Raw genomic sequence first — 20,561 nt, 5'->3', positions numbered from 1 at the left:
CATGAAACTCGCTGTCGTGGGGGGCGGCTCCACCTACACCCCCGAACTGATCGACGGGTTCGCGCGGCTGCGCGACACGCTGCCCATCGGTGAACTCGTCCTCGTCGACCCGGCCGCCGACCGACTGGAGCTGGTGGGCGGGCTCGCCCGGCGGATCTTCGCCCGGCAGGGCCACCCCGGGACCGTGACCACCACCACCGATCTGGAGGCGGGCGTCGACGGCGCCGACGCCGTGCTGCTCCAGCTGCGCGTGGGCGGACAGGCGGCCCGGCAGCAGGACGAGACGTGGCCGCTGGAGTGCGGCTGCGTCGGGCAGGAGACGACGGGCGCGGGCGGCCTGGCGAAGGCGCTGCGGACCGTGCCGGTCGTCCTCGACATCGCGGAGCGGGTACGGCGGGCCAGCCCCGACGCCTGGATCATCGACTTCACCAACCCGGTGGGCATCGTGACCCGGGCGCTCCTCCAGGCCGGCCACAAGGCCGTCGGGCTGTGCAACGTGGCCATCGGACTCCAGCGGAAGTTCGCCCGGCTCCTCGACGTGGCCCCCCGCGACGTGCATCTGGAGCACGTGGGGCTCAACCACCTGACGTGGGAGCTGGGCGTACGGCTCGGCGGCCCGGACGGTGCCGACGTGCTGCCGAAGCTGCTGGCGGAGCACGGCGACGCGATCGCCGACGACCTGCGGCTGCCGCGGGCGCTGCTCGACCGGCTGGGCGTGGTCCCCTCGTACTACCTGCGGTACTTCTACGCGCACGACGAGGTCGTCGACGAGCTGCGGACCAAGCCGTCGCGGGCCGCCGAGGTCGCGGAGATGGAGCGGCGGCTGCTGGAGATGTACGGCGACCCGGCGCTGGACGAGAAGCCGGAGCTGCTGGCGAAGCGGGGCGGCGCCTTCTATTCGGAGGCGGCGGTCGACCTGGCGGCGGCGCTGCTCGGCGGGAGCGGCGGGGTGCAGGTGGTCAACACGCGCAACGACGGCACGCTGCCGTTCCTGCCGGACGACGCGGTCGTCGAGGTGCCGGCCCGGGTGGACGGGTCGGGGGCCCGGCCGCTGCCGGTGCGGCCGCTGGATCCGCTGTACGCGGGGCTGGTCGCGGCCGTCACCGCGTACGAGGACCTGGCGCTGGAGGCGGCGCTGCGCGGCGGGCGCGACCGGGTGTTCCGGGCGCTGCTGGCGCACCCGCTGGTCGGGCAGTACACGTACGCGGACACGCTCACCGACCGGCTGATCGCGCACAACCGGGAGCACCTGGCGTGGGCGTGACTCCCGGCCCGCCGGCCGCCGTGGTGGCGGTCGACGCGGGCAACAGCAAGACCGACGTGGCCGTGGTCGGAGCGGACGGCACCGTCCTGGGCACGGCACGCGGCGGCGGTTTCCAGCCGGCGGTGGCGGGCGTCGGGGTGGCCGTCGACGCGCTGGCGGAGGTCGTCGGCGAGGCGGTATCGGCCGCCCGGCTCACCGGTGACGGGCCGTGCGCGGTCCATGTGTCGGCCTGTCTGGCCAACGCCGATCTGCCGGCCGAGGAGGAGGAGCTGACGCGGGCGGTGCACGCGCGCGGCTGGGGCACGTCGACGGCGGTGCGCAACGACACCTTCGCGATCCTGCGGGCGGGCGTCGACGAGCCGCGCGGCGTGGCCGTCGTGTGCGGCGCGGGCATCAACTGCGTGGGCATGCTGCCGGACGGGCGGACCGCGCGGTTCCCCGCACTGGGGCGCATCTCGGGGGACTGGGGCGGCGGTTCGGGCCTCGCGGAGGAGGCCCTGTGGTGGGCGGCCCGCGCGGAGGACGGGCGGGGCGAGCCGACCGGGCTGGCGCGGGCGCTGCCCGCGCACTTCGGGCTCGGCTCGGTGTACGCGCTGATCGAGGCGCTGCACCTGGGGCGGATCCCGGCCGTGCGGCGCCATGAGCTGACGCCGGTGCTGTTCGCGGTGAGCGCGGCGGGCGACCCGGTGGCGCGCGGCCTGGTGGAGCGGCTGGCGCGGGAGGTCGTCGCGATGGCGACGGTCGCCCTGGACCGGCTGGACCTGCTGGACGCGGAGGTGCCGGTGGTGCTGGGCGGCGGGGTCCTGGCGGCCGGGCACCCGGACCTCAACCCCAGGATCGCCGAGCTCCTGGCGGACAAGGCGCCCCGGGCGGTGCTCCGCGTGGTGACGGCGCCCCCGGTGCTGGGGGCCGCGCTGCTGGGCCTCGACCACGTGGGCGCCGCGCCGGCGGCGTACGCGGCGCTGCGGGCGCGGTACGCGCAGCCGCCGGGGCCCGGAACCGATCGGCCCTGACAGACGTGTTCGGAGAGGGGGATCGAATAACGGTGCGACTGAGGCGTCAGGCACGATAAGAACAAGATCGAGTCAAGCCTGGTGTCAACGTCGGCCCCTGCGGCCATACTGCTGGCCGGGCAGCCGCCACCCGATCCGCCGGGGGGCGGGCCGACGTCAGCGACCGAGGGGGAGGTCACGTGACACACCCGCCGTACGAGCGGCCGGCGCCGCCGGGCCCGTCCGTGCCGCCCGGCACCACCACGGCACCCGCCCCGCCCGCCGCTCCCCCCGTCGCTCCCCCCGCCGCCGCGCCCGCACCGCCCGCGGGCCGCGGCGCCCTCGCCTCCGGCATGACCAGGCTGCGGGCCGCCGCCACGACCGAGCCGGGCCGGCTGCGCATCCTCGGAGCCGTACTCGCTGCCCTCGTCGTGGCGTTCGGCGCCGTCACCGCCGTCGAGGTCGCGTACCGCGCGGCCGCAGCCGACGACGTCGTGACCCGCAGTCAGCCGCTGAGCGCCGACGCCGCCCACATCTACCGCTCCCTCGCCGACGCCGACACGGCCGCCGCCAGCGGCTTCCTGGCCGGCGCGCAGGAGCCGCCCGACGTGCGCAAGCGGTACGAGGACGACATCGCGACCGCCGCCCGGCTGCTCGTGCGGGCCGCGGCGAACACGGACGGCTCGTCGCAGTCCGCCCGCGAGATCGCCACGCTCAACGAGCAGCTGCCCCGCTACACGGGCCTCGTCGAGCGGGCCCGGGCCGCCAACCGGCAGGGCCTGCCGCTGGGCGGCGCGTATCTCCGGTACGCGAACCAGCGGATGACCTCGTACCTGCTGCCGGCCGCCGAGCGGCTGTACGAGGCGGAGACGGCGCGGCTCGCCGACGACGACCGGGACGCGCGTGCCTGGCCGTGGCTGTCGCTCGCGGCCGGGCTGCTGGTGCTGGTCGTGCTCGCCGCGGCGCAGCGCCGCGCCTACCTGCGCACCAACCGGGTGTTCAACCGGGGGCTGCTCGCCGCGACGACCGCGGCGACGCTCGTGCTGCTGTGGCTCGCGGGCGGTCACGCGCTCGCCCGGGCCGGGCTCGACGAGGCGAGGGCGCACGGCCAGGATTCGCTCAAGGTGCTGAACGAGGCCCGGATCAATTCCCTCAAGGCCCGGGCGAACGAGAACCTGACTCTCGTGGCACGTGGCGCGGTCCTCACCGACGACGGCAAGAAGGACAAGTACGAGACGGAGTACGGCGCCGGCATGGGCCGGCTGGCCTCCGCCCTCGACGAGGCGCACGCCCTGGCCGACGACACGGCGGGCCGCGCTCCGGTGTCCGACGCGCTGCGGTGGGTCGGCGAGTGGCGCGAGCGCCACACCGGTGCCCGGCAGACGGACGACGCGGGCGACTACGACGGCGCCCTCGCCAAGGTCATCGGCGGCAAGGACTCCACGGGCGCGGCCTTCGACCGGGTCGACGCGGCGCTGCGCAAGGCGCTCGACCACGAGCAGGACGAGTTCACGCGGGCCGCCGAGCGCGGCCGGGGCGCGCTGACCGGGCTGCCCGCCGGGGCGGGCGCTCTGGCGGTGCTGGGGGCGGCCGGGGCCATCATGGGCGTCAACCGCAGGCTGGCGGAGTACCGGTGACGGGGAGAGGGGGCACCACGGTGAACGGCACCGACGACACACAGGGCGGCCGGCGGCCGGCCGCCACGTCCCGCACGGCGCGGGACGCCCGGCGCCGCGGGCGGCTGTTCGGCGCACTGCGCGCCGGACCGTCCCGGCACACCGCCGACAGCGGGCGGGCCGGCACCCTTCCCGGCGCCGGGCGTTCCGAGACCGCTCCTCCCGCCGTTCCGCAGGGGGCGGTTCCCGACGAGGCGGTGCCCGGCCTTGCCCCGACCGGTGCCCGCACCGGCCACGGCCTGGCCGGTGCGCCGACCGGTGACGGCGCGGCCGAGGGCCGTCCCGGCGACGGACCCACCGGCACGCCGTCCCGCCGGGCGGCCGGCGGCCGGATACGCGGCCGGGTACGCGGCCGACTGCCCGGGCGCCTGCGCGGGTGGGGCGGGGTCGCCGCCATGGCCGCCGCCTGTGGGCTGACGGCCGCGCTGACGCTCGTACCCCTCACGCGGTCCGGTGGTGCGCCCGCGACCGTGCCCGCGGGTTCGGGCGTCGTGCACGTCCTCCCCGCCGAAGCGGCCGCGAAGGCCGACTGCAAGGACCCCGAGGCGTCGCTGCGGCCCTCCTCCGCGGGCGGACCGGCCATCGACGCGATCAAGGCGCGCGGGAAGCTCGTCGTCGGCGTCGACCAGAACAGCTACCGGTGGGGCTACCGCAACCCGGCCAAGGGCACCCTTGAGGGCTTCGACATCGACCTGGCCCGGGCCGTCGCCGCCGACATCCTGGGCAGCCGCGACGCGGTCATCTTCCGGGCCGTGCCCACCAACCAGCGCATCGCCGCCCTGGAGAGCGGGAAGGTCGACCTGGTCGTCCGCACGATGACGATCAACTGCGCCCGCATCAAGCAGGTCGCGTTCTCCACGGCGTACTTCGAGACCGGCCAGCAGGTCCTCGCGCCCAAGGACTCGACCATCACGGGCTACAACGCGACCCTCGCCGGCAAGCGCGTGTGCTCCGCCGAGGGGTCGACGGCGTACGAGGCCCTGGAGCGCAACGCGTTCGGCGCGACGTTCCGTGACGAGGCCGACGGCACGCCCCGCGACCCCGACCTGTACACGGTGCCCAACCAGCTGGACTGCCTCGTCCGCCTCCAGACCGGCGAGGTCGACGCGGTCGTCACGGACAGCGCCCTCGCCGCCGGGCAGGCGGCGCAGGACCCGGCGGTGGAGCTGAAGGGCCGCCCGTTCACGACGGAGTACTACGGCGTGGCCGCGAAGCTCGGCAACGACGACCTGGTGCGGCGGGTCAACCAGGTGCTGGTCTCCTACCGGGGCGGGCCGTGGACGAAGGCGTACGAGAAGTGGCTGGAGGCCGACCTGCCGGGTGTGGCGGGACCGCCGGCGCCGAAGTACCGGACGAACTGAAGCGAGAGGTGATCGATGGGCGTCGCGGGACCCCCCGGTCCGGTGATGGACCGGGACGAGGTGGACCGTGCGCTGGCCCGCCTCGGCGCGGAGCACAAGGCGGTCGAGGACTCCCTGCTCGCGCTGCAGGACCACGCGGGCCGCAGGCTGCTGGAGGGCGCCGAGCTGACCGGTACGACGAGGGAGCGCTGGGCGGCCACCGAGCGGACGATAGCGCTGCTGTGGACGTACTTCGACGCGTACACGGCCGCGCTGCGCGACATCCACGAGGTGCGCGCCCGGCGCCGCTGGCCGGGCCGCGAGGACCTGGCGGAGCTGACCGAGCGGCTGCGCGGCGAGAGCGTCGTCGTGCCGGGCGCGCAGCTGCCCGACGGGCAGGCGCGGCTGTCCGAGCGGTTCACGCTGGAGCGGCTGGTGGCGCGCATGAACGAGCTGTACGCGGCGTCGCTCGACATGGTGGTGACCGCGGACGCGGTGTGGTCGGCGCTGCCCGCCCGCATAGACCTGCTGGCCGCCGAGCTGAACCGGACGCGGTCGCTGGCGCGTTCGGTCGGCGTACGGCCCGGGGAGCACCCGGCCGGTGACGACCTGGAGGCCATCACGGAGGAGCTGGCGGAGCTGCGCACCCGGGTGGTGAGCGACCCGCTGGCGTTCTGGCGGCCGGCGGCGGGCAGTTCGGCGCCCGGCGGCGGGCGGCCCGACACCGACCGGTACGACCGGGCGGCCCGCGCCCTGGAGGACGTGCGCCGGGAGATCGAGGCGGTCCTCCAGGTCCGGCAGGACTCCGAGGCCCGGCTGCTGCGGCTGCGGGACGTGCTGTCGCGCGCCGACCGGACCCTGGCCGAGGCTCGGACCGCGCGCGGCGAGGTCCTGGCGAAGATCGCCGCGTCGGAGGTGCCCGCCGTGAGCGGCCCGCCCACCGTGCTCCAGGAGCGGCTCGCGACCGCCGCCGAGTACCGCCGCCACGCCCAGTGGCACCGGCTGTCGCCCCTGCTGGAGGCCCTGGAGCAGGAGGCGGAGGAGGAACTGCTGCGCGCCCGCGAGTCGTTGACGGCGGTCACGGCGCCCCTCGCGGTCCGCGCCGAGCTGCGCGGCCGCCTCGACGCGTACAAGGCGAAGGTGGCCCGGCACGGCCTGGCGGAGGACCCGTTCCTGATGGAGCGGTACGACGCGGCGCGCCGGATGCTGTGGAGCGCCCCGTGCGACCTGCGCGCCGCCGAGCAGGCCGTGCTGCGCTACCAGCAGGCGGCCGCCGACATGCTGTCCGGCTCGGCGCCGGGCGACCGTAGGGGGTATTGATGAGAGCGTGCCAGCGCCCCGGCTGCGGCGGCTCGTACGAGGACGTCGGCGGCGGCGAGCTGTACTGCGACACGTGCGGCCTGGCGCCGGTCGTCGCCGCGAACGGAATGGTGTCGTCCCCGGCGACCGGCATCGCGGGCGGTGGGGGCGGCGGGAAGGGCTCGGGGTCGATCCCGTCGTCGCGGACCTCCGCCCGCGCGTCGTCCCGTTCGTCGGCGCGGTCCTCGTCGCGGGCGTCGCGCCGGTCGGTGTCGGGGCGCCTGTCGGCCTCCCTGTCCGGCGGACCCTCGACGGCCCGGTCGGTGTCGGTGCGCAGCTCCGGCTCGTCGTCCGGCCCGTCGGGGCGGAGCCGGCTGGGCGCGGGCCTGGTGGCGGTGCCCGAGGTGCCGCGCCCCGATCCGCGGTCCGCGGTGATGGAGCGCCCGGAGGTGCCGGAGCGGAAGCGGTTCTGCTCGCGCTCCGACTGCGGGGCGCCCGTCGGGCGGGCGCGCGGGGGTCGGCCGGGCCGTACGGAGGGCTTCTGCACCAAGTGCGGCCACCCGTACTCCTTCGTGCCGAAACTGCGCGCCGGCGACGTGGTGCACGGCCAGTACGAGGTGGCGGGCTGCCTCGCGCACGGCGGCCTCGGCTGGATCTACCTGGCCGTGGACCGGGCGGTGTCCGACCGGTGGGTGGTCCTCAAGGGCCTGCTGGACACCGGTGACCAGGACGCGATGGCGGCGGCGATATCCGAGCGGCGTTTCCTCGCCGAGATCGAGCACTCCAACATCGTCCGCATCTACAACTTCGTGGAGCACCTGGACCAGCGGACGGGCTCCCTGGACGGCTACATCGTCATGGAGTACGTCGGCGGCAAGTCCCTGAAGGAGATAGCCAACGCGCGCCGCGGACCGGACGGGCGGCGCGACCCGCTGCCGGTGGAGCAGGCGTGCGCGTACGGCATCGAGGCGCTGGAGGCCCTGGGCCATCTGCACAGCCGCAACCTGCTCTACTGCGACTTCAAGGTCGACAACGCGATCCAGACCGAGGACCAGCTGAAGCTGATCGACATGGGCGCGGTGCGCCGGATGGACGACAACGAGTCGGCCATCTACGGCACGGTCGGCTACCAGGCGCCCGAGGTCGCCGAGGTGGGCCCGTCGGTGGCGAGCGACCTCTACACGGTGGCGCGCACGCTCGCGGTCCTGACGTTCGACTTCCAGGGCTACACGAACGTGTTCGCCGACTCGCTGCCGGACCCGCAGCACATCGAGGTGTTCCGCCGGTACGAGTCGTTCTACCGGCTGCTGGTGCGGGCCACCGACCCCGACCCGGCGCGCCGGTTCGCGTCGGCGCAGGAGATGGCCGAGCAGCTGACGGGCGTCCTGCGCGAGGTCGTCGCGCTCCAGACGGGCCGGCCCCGTCCGGCGCTGTCGACCCTGTTCGGCCCGGAGACCCGGGTCACCGACACGGTGCTGTTCGCCGAGCCGGCGGGCGAGGTGTCACGCCTGGGCCTGCGCCCGGTGCCGAAGCGCCGCTCACCGCTGGGCCGCGGGGCGGCGGCGGGCCTCCCGGCGCGTGGTGGCGGCGACCCGGCCGCGGGTGTGCCGGCGGCGGTGGACGCGCGGGCCACCGCTCTCGCGCTGCCGGTGCCGCACGTCGACCCCGGCGACCCCAATGCCGGGTTCCTCGCGGGCCTGATGGCCATCGGCCCGGCCGAACTCCTCGCCGCCCTGCACAACGCGCCCTCCCCCTCCCTCGAACTGCGGCTGCGCGAGCTGCGCGCCCGCCTGGAGACGGGTGGACTCGGCGCGGCGGCCCAGGTGCTGGACGCCCTGGAGCAGCGGTACCCCGACGACTGGCGGGTCATCTGGTACCGGGGCGTCGTCGCGCTGGCGAGCGGCGACAACGCGAACGCCGCGCTGTCGTTCGACGCGGTGTACGACGCGTTCCCGGGCGAGCCCGCGCCCAAGCTGGCGCTCGGCGTGTGCGCCGAGGTACTCGGCCAGCTGGACAACGCCGCCGAGTACTACGGCCTGGTCTGGGCGACCGACCCCAGCCATGTGAGCGCCGCCTTCGGCCTGGCCCGGGTGCAGTTGGCGGCCGGGGACCGGACCGGCGCGGTACGGACGCTGGAGTCCGTACCGGAGGCGTCGATCCACTACACGGCGGCGCGCGTGGCGGCCGTACGGGCGCGGCTGCGCCACCGCGACCCGCACGAGCCGCTGCGCGAGGACCTGTACGCGGCGGCCCACCAGGTCGGCGCGCTGGCCGACTTCGGCCTGGACCCGGTGCGGCGCGAACGGCTGTCCGCCGAGGTGCTGGGCCTGGCCCTCGACTGGTACCTGTCGGGCCACACGGGGGGACGCTCCCCCGACCGGACGCTGCTCGGCAGCGAACTGCACGAACGCGGGCTGCGGTTCGGCCTGGAGCGTTCGTACCGGGTGCTCGCCCGGCTCGCCCAGCGCGGCGAGGAAAGGATCGAACTGGTGGAACGGGCCAACCGCTTCCGCCCCCGGACGTGGGTGTGATCGATGTCGCAGACACATCAGCTGTCGGCCTGCCCGGGCTGCTCGGAGCCGCTGGAGTCGGGTGACCTCTTCTGCGGCGCGTGCGGCTACGACCTGTCGGCCGTACCGACGCCGCCACGGGACCATCCGACGGTGGCCTTGGGCCCGTTGCCGCCGCCGGGCGGTCCTGGAGCGGCCGCCTCTTCGACCGGCGCCGCCGGTGCTGGTGCCCCTGCCGGTCGGGTCCCGGGCGCGCCGGTGACGGGTGCCCCCGAGCCGGGCGGCCCGGGGGCGGGTGGCCCGGGGGCGGGTGGCCCGGTGACCGGTGGGCCCCTGCCCGCACCGGCGGCGCCCGCCGGTCCCCCGGTGCCTGGTGCACCACCGGTCGCTCCGCCGATGCCCGCCGCCCCTCCCGGCGGCCCGTCGGCCGGTGCCGCGCCGACCACGGCCTCGGCACCGGCTGCTCCGCCCATGCCCGTTGAGCCGCCCGCGGCTCCCGCCGTGCCCGGTGCTGCCGCCGCCGGTGCTCCGCCTGCCGCGCCCGCGGCCCCCGCGGCTCCGCCTGCCGCTCCGCCGATGCCCGATGAGCCGCCCGCCGGCCAGGCCCCGGCCGGGGCGGTCGCAGCGGGGGCCCCGCTGCCCGCGTCCACGGCGCCCGCCGCTCCGGTCGCCGGAACGGCGTGGGAGACGGCGGCCGGGGCGACGGGTGTCGGGCCGGACGACGCCGGTACGAGCGGTGCGGGTCCGAGCGGTGGCAGTCCGAGTGGTGCCGGGCCGGACAGCGCAGGACCTGACGGCGCCGGGGCAAGCGCTGCCGAGCCGGGCGGTGCCGCGCCGGGCGGTGCCGCGCCGGACGGCACGGGGCCCGACCGTACGGGGCCGGACGGCACCCGCCCCGGCAGCACCGGGTCCGACAGCACCGGGTCCGACAGCGCCGGGCATGGCCGTACCGGTGGTGACCCGGCCGCTTCCGAGGGGACGGGCGCGGACCCCGCCCCGGCGGACCGTCCCGGGCCCGTGGTGGAGCGGGACGTGCGGCACGACGTACCCGCTGGTGACGGGGACTTCGAGCTGGCCGCGCCCGATCCTCGGGCCGCCGCGGCGGCGGGCAAGGTGTGCGTCGCCTGCCGGGCCGGGGCCGTCGATCCGGACGGGTACTGCGAGAACTGCGGCCACAAGCAGCCGCGCGAGCGCGACCACATGGAGCAGGAGCTGGACGCGGTCGCCGCCGTGAGCGACCGCGGGCTGCGCCACCACCGCAACGAGGACGCGTTCGCGGTGACCTCGACCGCCCTCCCTGACGGCTCCCCGGCCGTCGTCGCGATCGTGTGCGACGGGGTGTCGTCGGCGTCCCGGCCGGACGAGGCGTCGTCGGCGGCGGCCGGCACGGCCGGCGAGTCGCTGGTGGAGTCGCTGGCCCGCGGCACGCACCCGCAGCGGGCCATGCACGACGCGATCGTCGCCGCGGCCGACGCGGTCAACGCCCTGGCGGCGGAGCCCGGCTCCGACGGCGGCGCCATGGAGCACGACCCGCACCGGCACCGCAACGCCCCCGCGTGCACCCTGGTCGGCGCGGTCTCGGCGGGCGGTCTGCTGGTGGTGGGCTGGGTCGGCGACAGCCGCGCCTACTGGGTGCCGGACGACCGCGGCGCCCCGCCGTCCCGGCTGACGGAGGACGACTCGTGGGCCGCGCAGATGGTCGCGGCGGGCCTGATGAACGAGGCCGAGGCGTACGCCGACGCCCGCGCCCACGCCATCACCGGCTGGCTGGGGGCCGACGCGTACGAACTGGAGCCGCACACCGCCGCGTTCAAACCGGACCGGCCGGGTGTCGTCGTGGTGTGCACGGACGGCCTGTGGAACTACGCCGAGGCGGCCGAGGACATGGCGCGGGTGGTGCCCCCGGACGCGGCGGCGCGCCCCCTGCACTGCGCCCGGGTCCTCGTCGGGCACGCGCTCGACGGCGGCGGCCACGACAACGTAACGGTGGCGGTCCTGCCGTTCGCCGTGGTGCCCGGAGGGGCAGTATCGGCGTGAACACGGCTTGAGCACGTTTCGCCCGGCGATCGACCCGCGTCCGCTTTCCGTCCGTTGTGTGGAGCAGTACCGAGGAGCCTGGAGCCGACCTGATGGCGAACTTCTCCAAGTCGAACGTGCCGCGGTTCTCCGTGGAGGTGTACCAGAACGAGTACCTGCCGGAGGGCGGCCGCGAGGTCAACGCGATCGTCACGGTCACGTCCACGGGGGGCGGCACCACGGGCGGGGCTCCGCTGATGGCCGGGGCGTTCCCGGCGGCGGACCGGGGGACGCCGCCCGGCGTCGGCGCCGCCGTGGTCGTCATGGTCGACTGCTCGGGTTCGATGGACTACCCGCCGACGAAGATGCGGGGCGCGCGCGATGCCACGGCCGCGGCGGTCGACGCCCTGCGCGACGGCGTGGCCTTCGCCGTGGTCGCGGGCACGCACGTGGCGCAGGAGGTGTACCCGGGCGGCGGCCGGCTCGCCGTCGCGGACGCCCGTAGTCGCGCGGAGGCGAAGGAGTCGTTGCGGCGGCTGAGCGCGGGCGGCGGTACGGCGATCGGCACCTGGCTGCGGCTGGCGGACCGGCTGCTGGCGTCCGCCGGCGCCGGGATCCGGCACGGGATCCTGCTGACCGACGGGCGCAACGAGCACGAGTCGCCGGCGGACCTGCGGGCCGCGCTCGACGCGTGCGCGGGCCGCTTCACGTGCGACGCGCGGGGCGTGGGCACCGACTGGGAGGTGAAGGAGGTCACGGGCATCGCGTCGGCGCTGCTCGGCACGGCCGACATCGTCGCCGATCCGGCGGGCCTGGCCGCGGACTTCACGCGGATGATGGAGCACGCGATGGGCAAGGAGGTCGCGGACGTCGCACTGCGGGTGTGGACGCCGGTCGGTGCGGAGATCCGGTTCGTCAAGCAGGTGGCTCCGGCGGTCGAGGACCTGACGGGCCGGCGTACGGAGGCCGGGCCGCGGGCCGGTGACTATCCGACGGGCTCGTGGGGGGACGAGTCGCGGGACTACCACGTGTGCGTGCGCGTACCGGCGGCCGGGATCGGCCAGGAGATGCTGGCGGCCCGGGTGTCGCTGGTCCTGCCGGACCCGGCGGGCGGCACCCCGCAGGTCCTCGGGCAGGGGCTGGTACGGGCCGTGTGGACGGAGGACATGGCGGCGTCCACGTCCATCAACCCGCAGGTCGCTCACTACACGGGGCAGGCCGAACTGGCACAGGTCATCCAACAGGGGCTGGAAGCGCGCAAGTCGGGAGATTTCGGCGGCGCGACGGCGAAGCTGGGCCGGGCGGTGCAGTTGGCTGCGGCCTCGGGGAACGCGGATACTGCGAAACTGCTTTCGAAGGTGGTGGACGTCGTCGACGCCGCCACAGGTACTGTGCGACTGAAGGCGAAGGTCGCGGAGGCGGACGAGATGACCCTCGAGACGCGCTCCACGAAGACGGTTCGCGTGAAGAAGCCGTGACGAGGACCACGAGGTCATGACGGCCGCGACGGCGGCCGACGAGGAGAGGGGGAAGCGCCGACATGCCGACCTGCCCGAACGGACACCAGTCGGGTTCCGACGACTGGTGCGAGGTCTGCGGCCATCGCATGGCCGGGGCGGGCGCGCCTGCGGGTGCCGTTCCGCCGCCTCCCCCACCGCCGCCTCCGCCGCCGCCCGCGTACGGCTATCCGGGCCCCGGCGGCCCGGTCCCGCCTCCGCCGCCCGCCTCGATGGGCGGCGACCCGAACGCCACCGCGCAGGCCGAGCTGTGCCCGCAGTGCCGTACGCCGCGTGAGGCGATGGCTCCGTTCTGCGAGGAGTGCCGGTGGAACTTCCTCACGAACACGGCGACCTCGTACACACCGGTCTCCCCGCCGCCGCGCCCGTCGGCGCCGAGCGGCGGACTGAACCTGCCGCCGGGCTTCACGTCGGCGCCGCGCCCGCCGGACCCGTACGAGTACCAGGGCTCCCGTCCTTCCCAGGTGAACCGCCCGGCGGAACCCCTGTCCCCCGAGCCGCCGGGCCCGCCTCCGGCGTTCCAGCAGCCCGGCCCGGCGGGTCCGCGTCCGGCGGGGGGCGGCGAGGACGACTGGGTCCTCTCCCCTCCGTCACAGGCCCAGCCGATGCAGGGCCCGGGGCCGGGCGGCCCGCAGGGCCCGGCTCCACTGGGAGGCCCGCAGGGACCTGGCGGTCCGCAGGGCCAGGGCCCGATGGGTGGCCCGCAGGGACCTGGTGGCCCCGGTGGTCCGCAGGGCCAGAGCCCGATGGGTGGCCCGGGCGGTCCGCACGGGCTTGGCGCTCCGGGTGGCATGCCGGGCCCCGGTGGTCCGGGTGCTGCCCCGCAGGGGCCCGGGGCCCCGGGCGGTCCGCACGGTCACGGCCCCCTCGGTGGTCCTCAGGGACCGGACACGGCGGGTCCGCAGCCGGGCGCTTCGCAGGGCGCGGGCTTCCCGCCGGCCCCGCAGGGTCCGGGCCCCGGCCCGATGGGTGGCCCGCAGGGCCCGGGGCCGATGGGTGCCCCCCAGGGCCCGGGCTCCATGGGCGGCCCGCACGGCCCCGGCGCCCCACAGGCTCCCGGCGCCCTGAGCGGCCCGGGACTTTCTGACGCCCCCTCAGGCGCCGGCACGCCCGGCGCTCCGCAGGGCCCCGGCGGCCCGCTGAGTGCGGGTGGCCAGCACGGTCCGAGTGGTCCGCAGGGCGCGGGTGGCCCGGCCGGCCCGCAGGGCCTTGGCGCAGCGGGAGGCCCGGGTACGCCCGGCGGTCCCGGCATGGCAGGCCCCGGTGCGCCCGGCGGTCCGGGCATGGCAGGTGGCCCGGGTACGCCCGGCGGTCCGGGCATGCCCGGCGGTCCAGGCGACCTCGGAGCACCTGGCGGTCCCGGCATGCCCGGAGGCCCCGGTACGCAGGGAGGCCCGGGCACTCACGGCGGTCCCGGCGCATCCGGCATGCCCGGCGGCCCCGGCGCTTCCGGCGTACCCGGCGGTCCTGGCGCCCCCGGCGACTCCGGCATGCCCGGAAGCCCGGTCAGCCCCGGAAGCCCGGTCAGCCCCGGAGGCGCCGGCAGCCCCGGCACGCCGTCAGGTCCCGGCATGCCCGGCGGTCCTGGCATGCCCGACGGTCCCGGCTTCCCCGGCGGCCCCGGTGCATCCGGTGGTCCTGGTACGCCCGGCATGCCCGGCGGCACCGGCGCTTCCGGCGGTCCTGGCGCCCCCAGCGGCTCCGGCATGCCGGGAGCCCACGGCGGCCCTGGTACGCCCGGCGGCCCCGGCATGCCAGGAGCCCCCGGTGTACCCGGCGGCCCCGGTCCGCAGCATGGTGCGCCCGGCTCCCCGGCGCCGCACTTCCCCCCTGCGCCGCAGGGACCGGGCGGCCCCCAGGGCCCCGGCGCCCCGCAGGGGCCCGGCGGTCCGAATGGATCCGGCGTCCCGCAAGCCCCCGGCGGCTCTCAGGGCCCGGCAGCGCCCATGGGCGCCCAGGCGTCGAGCGGCGCCTTCGCCCCGGCAGCCCCGCAGGCACCCGGTACCCCGCAGGCACCCGGTACCCCGCACGCATCCGGCGCCCCTTACGGGTCCGGTGCCCCGTCGGCGCCCGGCGACCCGCACGGGTCCGGTGCCCCGTCGGCGCCCGTGCAGCCCGGTGGCGCCGAGGCGGCCGGCGGGTATGTGGGGCAGGCGCCGCACCATCCGGCGCCCGCCGGGTGGACGGCCGTCGTCGCGCACGACCGGGACTACTTCATGGCGATGATGCGGCGCAGCGGCCCGGATGCCGCGGGCCTCAACCTGCCCGCGTACTCGCCGGAGAAGCGTCTCGCGCTGACCGGCAACCAGGTGAGCATCGGCCGCCGCCGGCAGTCCACGGGCGAGTCCCCGGACATCGACCTGTCGGTGCCGCCGGAGGATCCGGGCGTCTCGCACCAGCACGCGGTGCTGGTGCAGCAGCCGGACGGCTCGTGGGCCGTGGTGGACCAGAACTCCACCAACGGCACGACCCTCAACGGCGCCGAGGAGCCGATCCAGCCGTACGTCCCGATCCCGCTCCAGGACGGCGACCGGGTGCACGTCGGGGCGTGGACGACCATCACGATCGTCCGCGGCTGACGCGCCTCAGGCCGAGGAGGACCCGAGGGGCCAGCTGTACGGCCCCTCGGGGTCGTCCAGCCATGCCCATTGGCGGCCGCCGCTGACCGTCACCCCGTACCGCTCGCGCTGCGGGCGGTGTTCGCGCTGCCAGAGCGCGTGCGCCTCGTACGGGTCGAGGCTCCCCGCGGTGAGGGTCAGCAGGAAGCGGAACAGTTCGCTGTCGACGGCGCGGCGGGGCAGCCCGACGGTGTGCACCTCGGGCGCCCGCGGTACGTCGCCGCGCAGTGGGACGAAGTACGCCGAGGTGTGCAGGAACCGCCCTTCCGCGTGCTCGGCGTCCCGGACGTCCAGGCTGATCAGCCCGGTCGACAGGGGCGCCAGGACGCGGCCGCCGGGCCGGCACTGGGCGAGCCAGGCGCCGGGCACGGAGGGCAGGGCGCAGGTCGCGATGATCCGGTCGAAGGGCGCCCGGCCGGGGCAGCCCCGCGCCCCGTCGCCGGTGATCACGGCGGGGCGGTAGCCGGCTTCGGCGAGGTGGGCCTTCGCGGCGTCGGTGATGTCGGTGTCCAGGTCGATGGTGGTGACCCGCTCGTCGCCCACCCGGTGGGAGAGGAGCGCCGCGTTGTAGCCGGTGCCGGCGCCGATCTCCAGGACGGTGTGCCCGTCCCGTACGCCGAGGGCGTGCAGCATGGCCGCCATCAGGGAGGGCTGGCTCGCGGAGGAGACGAGGTCGCCGTCGCGCAGCCGGGTGCCGAGGGGCCGGTCCTCGTAGGCGCCGGCGAGCCAGCGCTCCCGGCGGCGCGGGTCGGGGTCGTCGCGCCACAGCCGCTCGTAGCCGCCCATGACGCCGACGTAGTAGTACGGCACGAACAGATGGCGCGGGACCTCCTCGAAGGCCGCGCGCCAGGCCGGGTCCGCCAGCTCCCCGGCCGCGGCGAGCGCGGCCACCAGCCGGTGCCGTGCCTCGGCGGCGGCCTCGACGAAGGGGTCCTCTCGCTCTGCACCCATATGTCCACTATCTCTGTTTCCTCCCGTGGTGCGGTGGAGCCGGTGGTCCTAGGGCCCCGGTCCTCCGCCGGTCGGTCTGAGACGATGGACGCGTGCTGCCATTCCCGGGGACGACCCCCGGGCCCCCGGCCAGGAACACCGGGGGCGGCCAGGTCGAGACTACGAGGGCCCCATTCACGTGACAGACATCCCGAACGGCACCGCCCAGGAGCAGACGTTCTACGAGCAGGTGGGCGGCGAGGAGACCTTCCGGCGCCTCGTCCACCGCTTCTACCAGGGTGTCGCCGAGGACCCGCTGCTGCGGCCGATGTACCCGGAGGAGGACCTGGGCCCGGCCGAGGAGCGGCTCGCGCTGTTCCTGATGCAGTACTGGGGCGGCCCCCGCACGTACAGCGACAACCGCGGCCATCCGCGCCTGCGCATGCGGCACGCGCCGTTCATCGTGGACCGGGCGGCGCACGACGCCTGGCTGCGCCACATGCGGGTCGCGGTCGACGAACTGCAGCTGCCCGCGGAACAGGAGCGGCAGCTGTGGGACTACCTCGCGTACGCCGCCGCCTCGATGGTGAACGCCGAGGGCTGACGCGCCACAGCGCCCTACGGAGACTTTCGGCCGAAGCGGACGGTAACCCTTGGTAACCGTCCCCTGACCGGAGCCAAGTGAAGCACAGGGTTCCGGTCAGGGTGCTTTCCGCATCTCCCAGCCACCCCACGCACCGCATAAGTTCACAGCCTCAACACATCGAACGGGCATCCGCACACATCGGCGGGTGCCCCTCTTCTGTGCACCCCTGTGGAGGTTCAACGTGCGACGGAGAACCATGCGCCTGGGCGTGGTGCTGATCGGTGCCGCGACCGCTCTGTTCGGGGCCGGCGCCGCCCACGGCGACACCTACTACGTCTACTCCGGCGACAACTTCGGCTACATCGGCTGGAGCCACAAGTACGCCGGGGTCTGCGACCGCGAGGCCGACGGCGCCAGCGTGTACGTCAACTTCCAGCGGACGTACCCGGGCACCACCGTCCGCATGGAGGAGTCCCGCGGCCACGGGTTCTGCAAGCAGTCCACGGAGGGCACGTACGCCGTCCACCGCCTCCAGACCTGCCAGAACATCCCGCTGGCGCCGGACATCTGCTCCGGGTGGCACGAGCACCGCTGACCACGATGACCTCCCGCACCCTGAACGTCTCCGGCCTCACCTGCCGGGCCGGTGGCCGCACCCTGCTGCGGGACGCCGCCCTGCGGGCCGTGCCCGGCGAATCGGTCGCCGTGACCGGCCCGAGCGGCAGCGGCAAGTCCACCCTCCTGTCCTGCCTCGCCGGACTGCACCGCCCCGAGGCCGGAACGATCGAGGTGTGCGGTACGGACCTGGCCACGCTGCGGCCCGCGGCGGCCGCGGCGTGGCGTCTGCGCACGATCGGCTTCGTCTACCAGTTCGGCGAGCTGCTCCCCGACCTGAGCGCCGTGGAGAACGCGGCGCTGCCGCTGCTGATCGCCGGGAAGGGGCGCCGGGAGGCGTACGGCACGGCCGCGCGGCTCCTCGACGAGCTGGGCGTCGGCGCGGTGGCGGACGCACGGGCCGGCGTGCTGTCCGGCGGTGAACGCCAGCGGGTCGCCGTCGCCCGCGCCCTGTCGACGCGGCCACCGCTGATCCTGGCCGACGAGCCGACCGGCGCGCTGGACGAGTACGCGACGGACGACGTGTGCGCGCTGCTCTTCGGGCTGCCCGCCCGCTACGACTGCACCGTCGTCGTGGTCACCCACAACCCGGTCGTCGCCCACTACGCCGACCGACGCCTCACCCTGCGCGACGCGACCTTGCACGACACCACGGTGTACGACACCACGGCGTACGACACCGCGCCGGACGACCTCACCGAGACCGCGCCGCGCGACGCGACACAGCTCGGCACCACGGACCCCGACACCGCGCCCCGCGGTGCCACGGAGGCCGGCGCGTGAGCCGGACGCGGCGGCGCGGTGCCACGGCGCAGCTGCTCGCGATCGGCCGGGCCTCGGCCACCCGGCGGGACCCGCGCCACACCGTGCAGGCGCTCTGCCTGGTGCTCGCCGCGACCGGGGCGGCGATCCTGGTGTGGGGGCTCCAGGTCACCCACGCCGTGTACGAGGCGCGCGAAGCGCGGCTGTCGGCCCGTATGCCCGTCATCGCGATGCCCGGGGGCCCGCACAGGCCCCTCCTGCGCTGGGCCGACCCCGGGGACACCTGGGGCGACCGGGTGTTCTCCGTGGTGAACATCGAGCCGGTCGTCTCCGGCGCCCCGCTGCCGCCCGGGCTCCCGCGCTGGCCGGAGCCCGGGGAGGCGTACGTCTCCCCGGCGCTGCTCGCCGCCATGCCGCAGGCGGCCACCCGCTACGGCGCCCTGGCCGGGACGGTCGCGCCGAGCGGTCTGGCCGACCCGGACGAACTGCTCGTGTACCGCCGTCCCCCGCCGGGCGTCCACCTCGGTGGCGTCTCCGGCCTCGGCGTCGTCGGTTTCGGCGCGCCGCCGGACGGCGCCCGGTTCCACAGCCAGAGCTTCGACCGGGCGGAGAGCGACCTGCACCTGCTGCTGGCCCCATTCCTGGGCCTGCCCGTGGTGGTCCTCCTCGTCGTCGCCTCCCGGCTCGGCGCGCGGGACCGGGACCGGCGGCTGGCGGTGCTGCACGCCATCGGTGCCGGGCGGTCCGTACGGGCCCGGATCGCGGCCGGGGAATGCCTGCGGCCGCTGGCGCTGGGCACCGTGCTCGCCGCCGTACCGCTGACCGTGCCGACGCTGACCGGGCTGCGGCTGCCGCTGACCGGCTACGGGATCGCGGCGGGGGACCTGGCGCCGGTGCGGTGGTGGTTCCCGCTGACGCTGGTGGTCGTGTGGGCGCTGCTGTGCGTGCTGTTCGCGGCGCTGCACCTGCGGACCGGTCCGGCCGCCGAGGGCAATCGGCCCCGTCCGGGCCGGGAGCGGCCGCCTGCCTGGCCGGCGTACCTGTGCGGGCTCGGGACCCTGCTCGCGCTGTGGGGCGCGATGATCGGGTTCACGGTCGGCGTCCGGATGTTCGTCGTCGGCGTCATGCTGGCGCTCGTGGGGCTGCCGCCCCTGCTGGGGCGGGCGGCCGCCGGGATCGCCGAGCGGCTGACCGGGGGCCGGCGCGGCCGGGGCGACGCGGCCCGGCTGCTGGGCGGGCGCTGGGCCGCCGCCCATCCCGGTGTGATCACGCGGACGTGCGCGGCGCTCGCCGTCCTGCTGGGGCTCCTCGCCCAGGTCCAGGTGTTCGTCACGCACCTGTCCGGGCCCGCGCAGGAGGCCGCCGCGCTCGCCCGCCGGCTGGACGGACGGCTGGTGCAGGTGGAGGCGGCGACCCCCGACGAGGACGGGGTCCGGCGTTTCCTGGCGGCGCTCGGCCCCGGCGACCGCGTCCTGCGGATCCGGTCCGACGGGACCGGCGGCCAGCCGGTGCTGCGCGGCAGCTGCGAGGACCTGGCCGCTCTCGCCCCGCTGCACGCGTGCCCGCGCGAAGCGGCGGAACCGGCCGAGTCGGTCTTCCGGGACCGCACACCGCGTACGGAGGCCCTGCGCTGGATGTCCTTCGGCGCGGTCACCGTACGGGCGACAGCGACGGCGACCGAACTCGTACCGGGCGAAGGCCCGTTCGTGGTCCTTCCCGCGTCCGCCGACGGGCAGGAGCGGGTGGAACGGGCCGCGCAGGCCCATCTGCCGCTGCCCCGCGTCGGCACGCCCGGCACCGACTGGGCCGTCGGGGGCGCGGCCCACGTCCGGATCGCCGACTGGGCGCTGCTGGTGGCGGCGATCGGTTTCGTCCTGCTGACCCTCACGGGCGTGGCGGGGCTGCTGCACGCGTTCCTGGACCGGGCCGACGAGCTGCGGCCGATGGCCGGCTACACGTCCGGCGTGCGGTTCCATCTGCGCGTCGCCTGGTGGGGCATGGGCGTCCCGACGGTGTGCGCGATGGTGCTGGCGGCGCTGTTCGCCGGGACCCTGGCCGCGTTCAACGTGGCGTTCCTCGCCCCGACGGCCGGGTCGCCCCTCCCGGTCCTGGCGTCCGGCCTGGCGGTGGCCGTCACGGTATGCGCGGCGGCGACCGTGGCGGGCGGCTGGCTGGCGGCCCGCTTCACCCACCGCTGGGCACCGAGGGGCGACTGACCCGCGCTCCTTGGGGCGGGGCGGCAGGAGCGCGTCCAGGGCCAGGCGGTGGCAGCGGGCGGGGCGGCCCGGGTCCCGGGCGACGCGTCGAGACGTCCCCAGGCCCCCGGCGGAGTCGGGTCAGGACCGCCCGAGGGGCACGGCCGGGCCGGCCGGCCCGGGGCGGTGACCGGCCTAGGCCACGGCCGGGCCCGGGGCGGTGACCCGCCGAGGCCACAGC

14 protein-coding genes are annotated in these 20,561 nt (G+C 76.3%); 13 read left to right on the top strand and 1 reads right to left on the bottom strand.

Annotated elements, in window-relative coordinates:
* The first annotated feature begins 1 nt into the window (after nucleotide 1).
* From ABEB09_RS22235 to ABEB09_RS22195, 9 genes are all read left to right on the top strand, one after another.
* Nucleotides 2–1,264 (top strand): 6-phospho-beta-glucosidase, encoded by a 1,263-nt coding sequence (locus tag ABEB09_RS22235; RefSeq protein ID WP_345691670.1) that lies wholly within the window; start codon nucleotides 2–4, stop codon nucleotides 1,262–1,264.
* A complete protein-coding gene (locus ABEB09_RS22230; protein ID WP_345691669.1) occupies nucleotides 1,255–2,277 on the top strand; it encodes an N-acetylglucosamine kinase in 1,023 nt (340 codons plus the stop codon). The genes ABEB09_RS22235 and ABEB09_RS22230 overlap by 10 nt, the downstream gene beginning before the upstream one ends.
* 179 nt (nucleotides 2,278–2,456) lie before the next feature.
* The gene (locus tag ABEB09_RS22225; protein ID WP_380840912.1) at nucleotides 2,457–3,893 is read left to right on the top strand and encodes a hypothetical protein; all 1,437 of its coding nucleotides are present in this window, start codon (nucleotides 2,457–2,459) and stop codon (nucleotides 3,891–3,893) included.
* Nucleotides 3,894–4,264: 371 nt separating this feature from the next.
* A complete protein-coding gene (locus tag ABEB09_RS22220; protein WP_345694038.1) occupies nucleotides 4,265–5,293 on the top strand; it encodes a glutamate ABC transporter substrate-binding protein in 1,029 nt (342 codons plus the stop codon).
* Nucleotides 5,294–5,308: 15 nt separating this feature from the next.
* Nucleotides 5,309–6,592, top strand: a complete 1,284-nt coding sequence (locus ABEB09_RS22215) for a coiled-coil domain-containing protein (protein WP_345691668.1) — start codon at nucleotides 5,309–5,311, stop codon at nucleotides 6,590–6,592.
* Nucleotides 6,592–9,102 carry a serine/threonine-protein kinase gene (locus ABEB09_RS22210; protein WP_345691667.1) on the top strand — a complete coding sequence of 837 codons (2,511 nt, stop codon included), beginning with the start codon at nucleotides 6,592–6,594 and terminating at the stop codon, nucleotides 9,100–9,102. The genes ABEB09_RS22215 and ABEB09_RS22210 overlap by 1 nt, the downstream gene beginning before the upstream one ends.
* Before the next feature lie 555 nt (nucleotides 9,103–9,657).
* Nucleotides 9,658–11,118 (top strand): PP2C family protein-serine/threonine phosphatase, encoded by a 1,461-nt coding sequence (locus ABEB09_RS22205; RefSeq protein WP_345691666.1) that lies wholly within the window; start codon nucleotides 9,658–9,660, stop codon nucleotides 11,116–11,118.
* A gap of 92 nt (nucleotides 11,119–11,210) precedes the next feature.
* A complete protein-coding gene (locus tag ABEB09_RS22200; protein WP_345691665.1) occupies nucleotides 11,211–12,575 on the top strand; it encodes a vWA domain-containing protein in 1,365 nt (454 codons plus the stop codon).
* 62 nt (nucleotides 12,576–12,637) lie between these two features.
* Entirely contained in the window at nucleotides 12,638–15,193 is a 2,556-nt protein-coding gene (locus ABEB09_RS22195) for an FHA domain-containing protein (protein WP_345691664.1), read from the top strand.
* A 6-nt stretch (nucleotides 15,194–15,199) separates the two neighbouring features.
* Here the strand turns inward: ABEB09_RS22195 and ABEB09_RS22190 are convergent, their stop codons facing one another.
* Nucleotides 15,200–16,183 (bottom strand): methyltransferase domain-containing protein, encoded by a 984-nt coding sequence (locus ABEB09_RS22190; protein ID WP_345691663.1) that lies wholly within the window; start codon nucleotides 16,181–16,183, stop codon nucleotides 15,200–15,202.
* A 178-nt stretch (nucleotides 16,184–16,361) separates the two neighbouring features.
* Between ABEB09_RS22190 and ABEB09_RS22185 the strand changes: the two genes are divergently transcribed.
* The 4 genes from ABEB09_RS22185 to ABEB09_RS22170 all read left to right on the top strand — a co-directional run bounded on the left by ABEB09_RS22185 (nucleotide 16,362) and on the right by ABEB09_RS22170 (nucleotide 20,341).
* Nucleotides 16,362–16,766, top strand: a complete 405-nt coding sequence (locus ABEB09_RS22185; RefSeq protein WP_345691662.1) for a globin — start codon at nucleotides 16,362–16,364, stop codon at nucleotides 16,764–16,766.
* A gap of 223 nt (nucleotides 16,767–16,989) precedes the next feature.
* Nucleotides 16,990–17,343, top strand: coding sequence for a hypothetical protein (locus ABEB09_RS22180; protein WP_345691661.1), 354 nt, complete (start codon nucleotides 16,990–16,992; stop codon nucleotides 17,341–17,343).
* Between the two features lie 5 nt (nucleotides 17,344–17,348).
* The gene (locus tag ABEB09_RS22175; protein ID WP_345691660.1) at nucleotides 17,349–18,146 is read left to right on the top strand and encodes an ABC transporter ATP-binding protein; all 798 of its coding nucleotides are present in this window, start codon (nucleotides 17,349–17,351) and stop codon (nucleotides 18,144–18,146) included.
* On the top strand, nucleotides 18,143–20,341 hold the full coding sequence (locus ABEB09_RS22170; protein WP_345691659.1) for a hypothetical protein: 2,199 nt from the start codon (nucleotides 18,143–18,145) through the stop codon (nucleotides 20,339–20,341). The genes ABEB09_RS22175 and ABEB09_RS22170 overlap by 4 nt, the downstream gene beginning before the upstream one ends.
* Nucleotides 20,342–20,561: the final 220 nt, after the last annotated feature.

Origin of the sequence: Streptomyces coeruleoprunus, assembly GCF_039542925.1 — a bacterium.
Lineage (GTDB): Bacteria > Actinomycetota > Actinomycetes > Streptomycetales > Streptomycetaceae > Streptomyces > Streptomyces coeruleoprunus.
The sequence above is the reverse complement of the archived record's forward strand: the minus strand, read 5'-3'. Positions and strand labels throughout refer to the sequence as shown.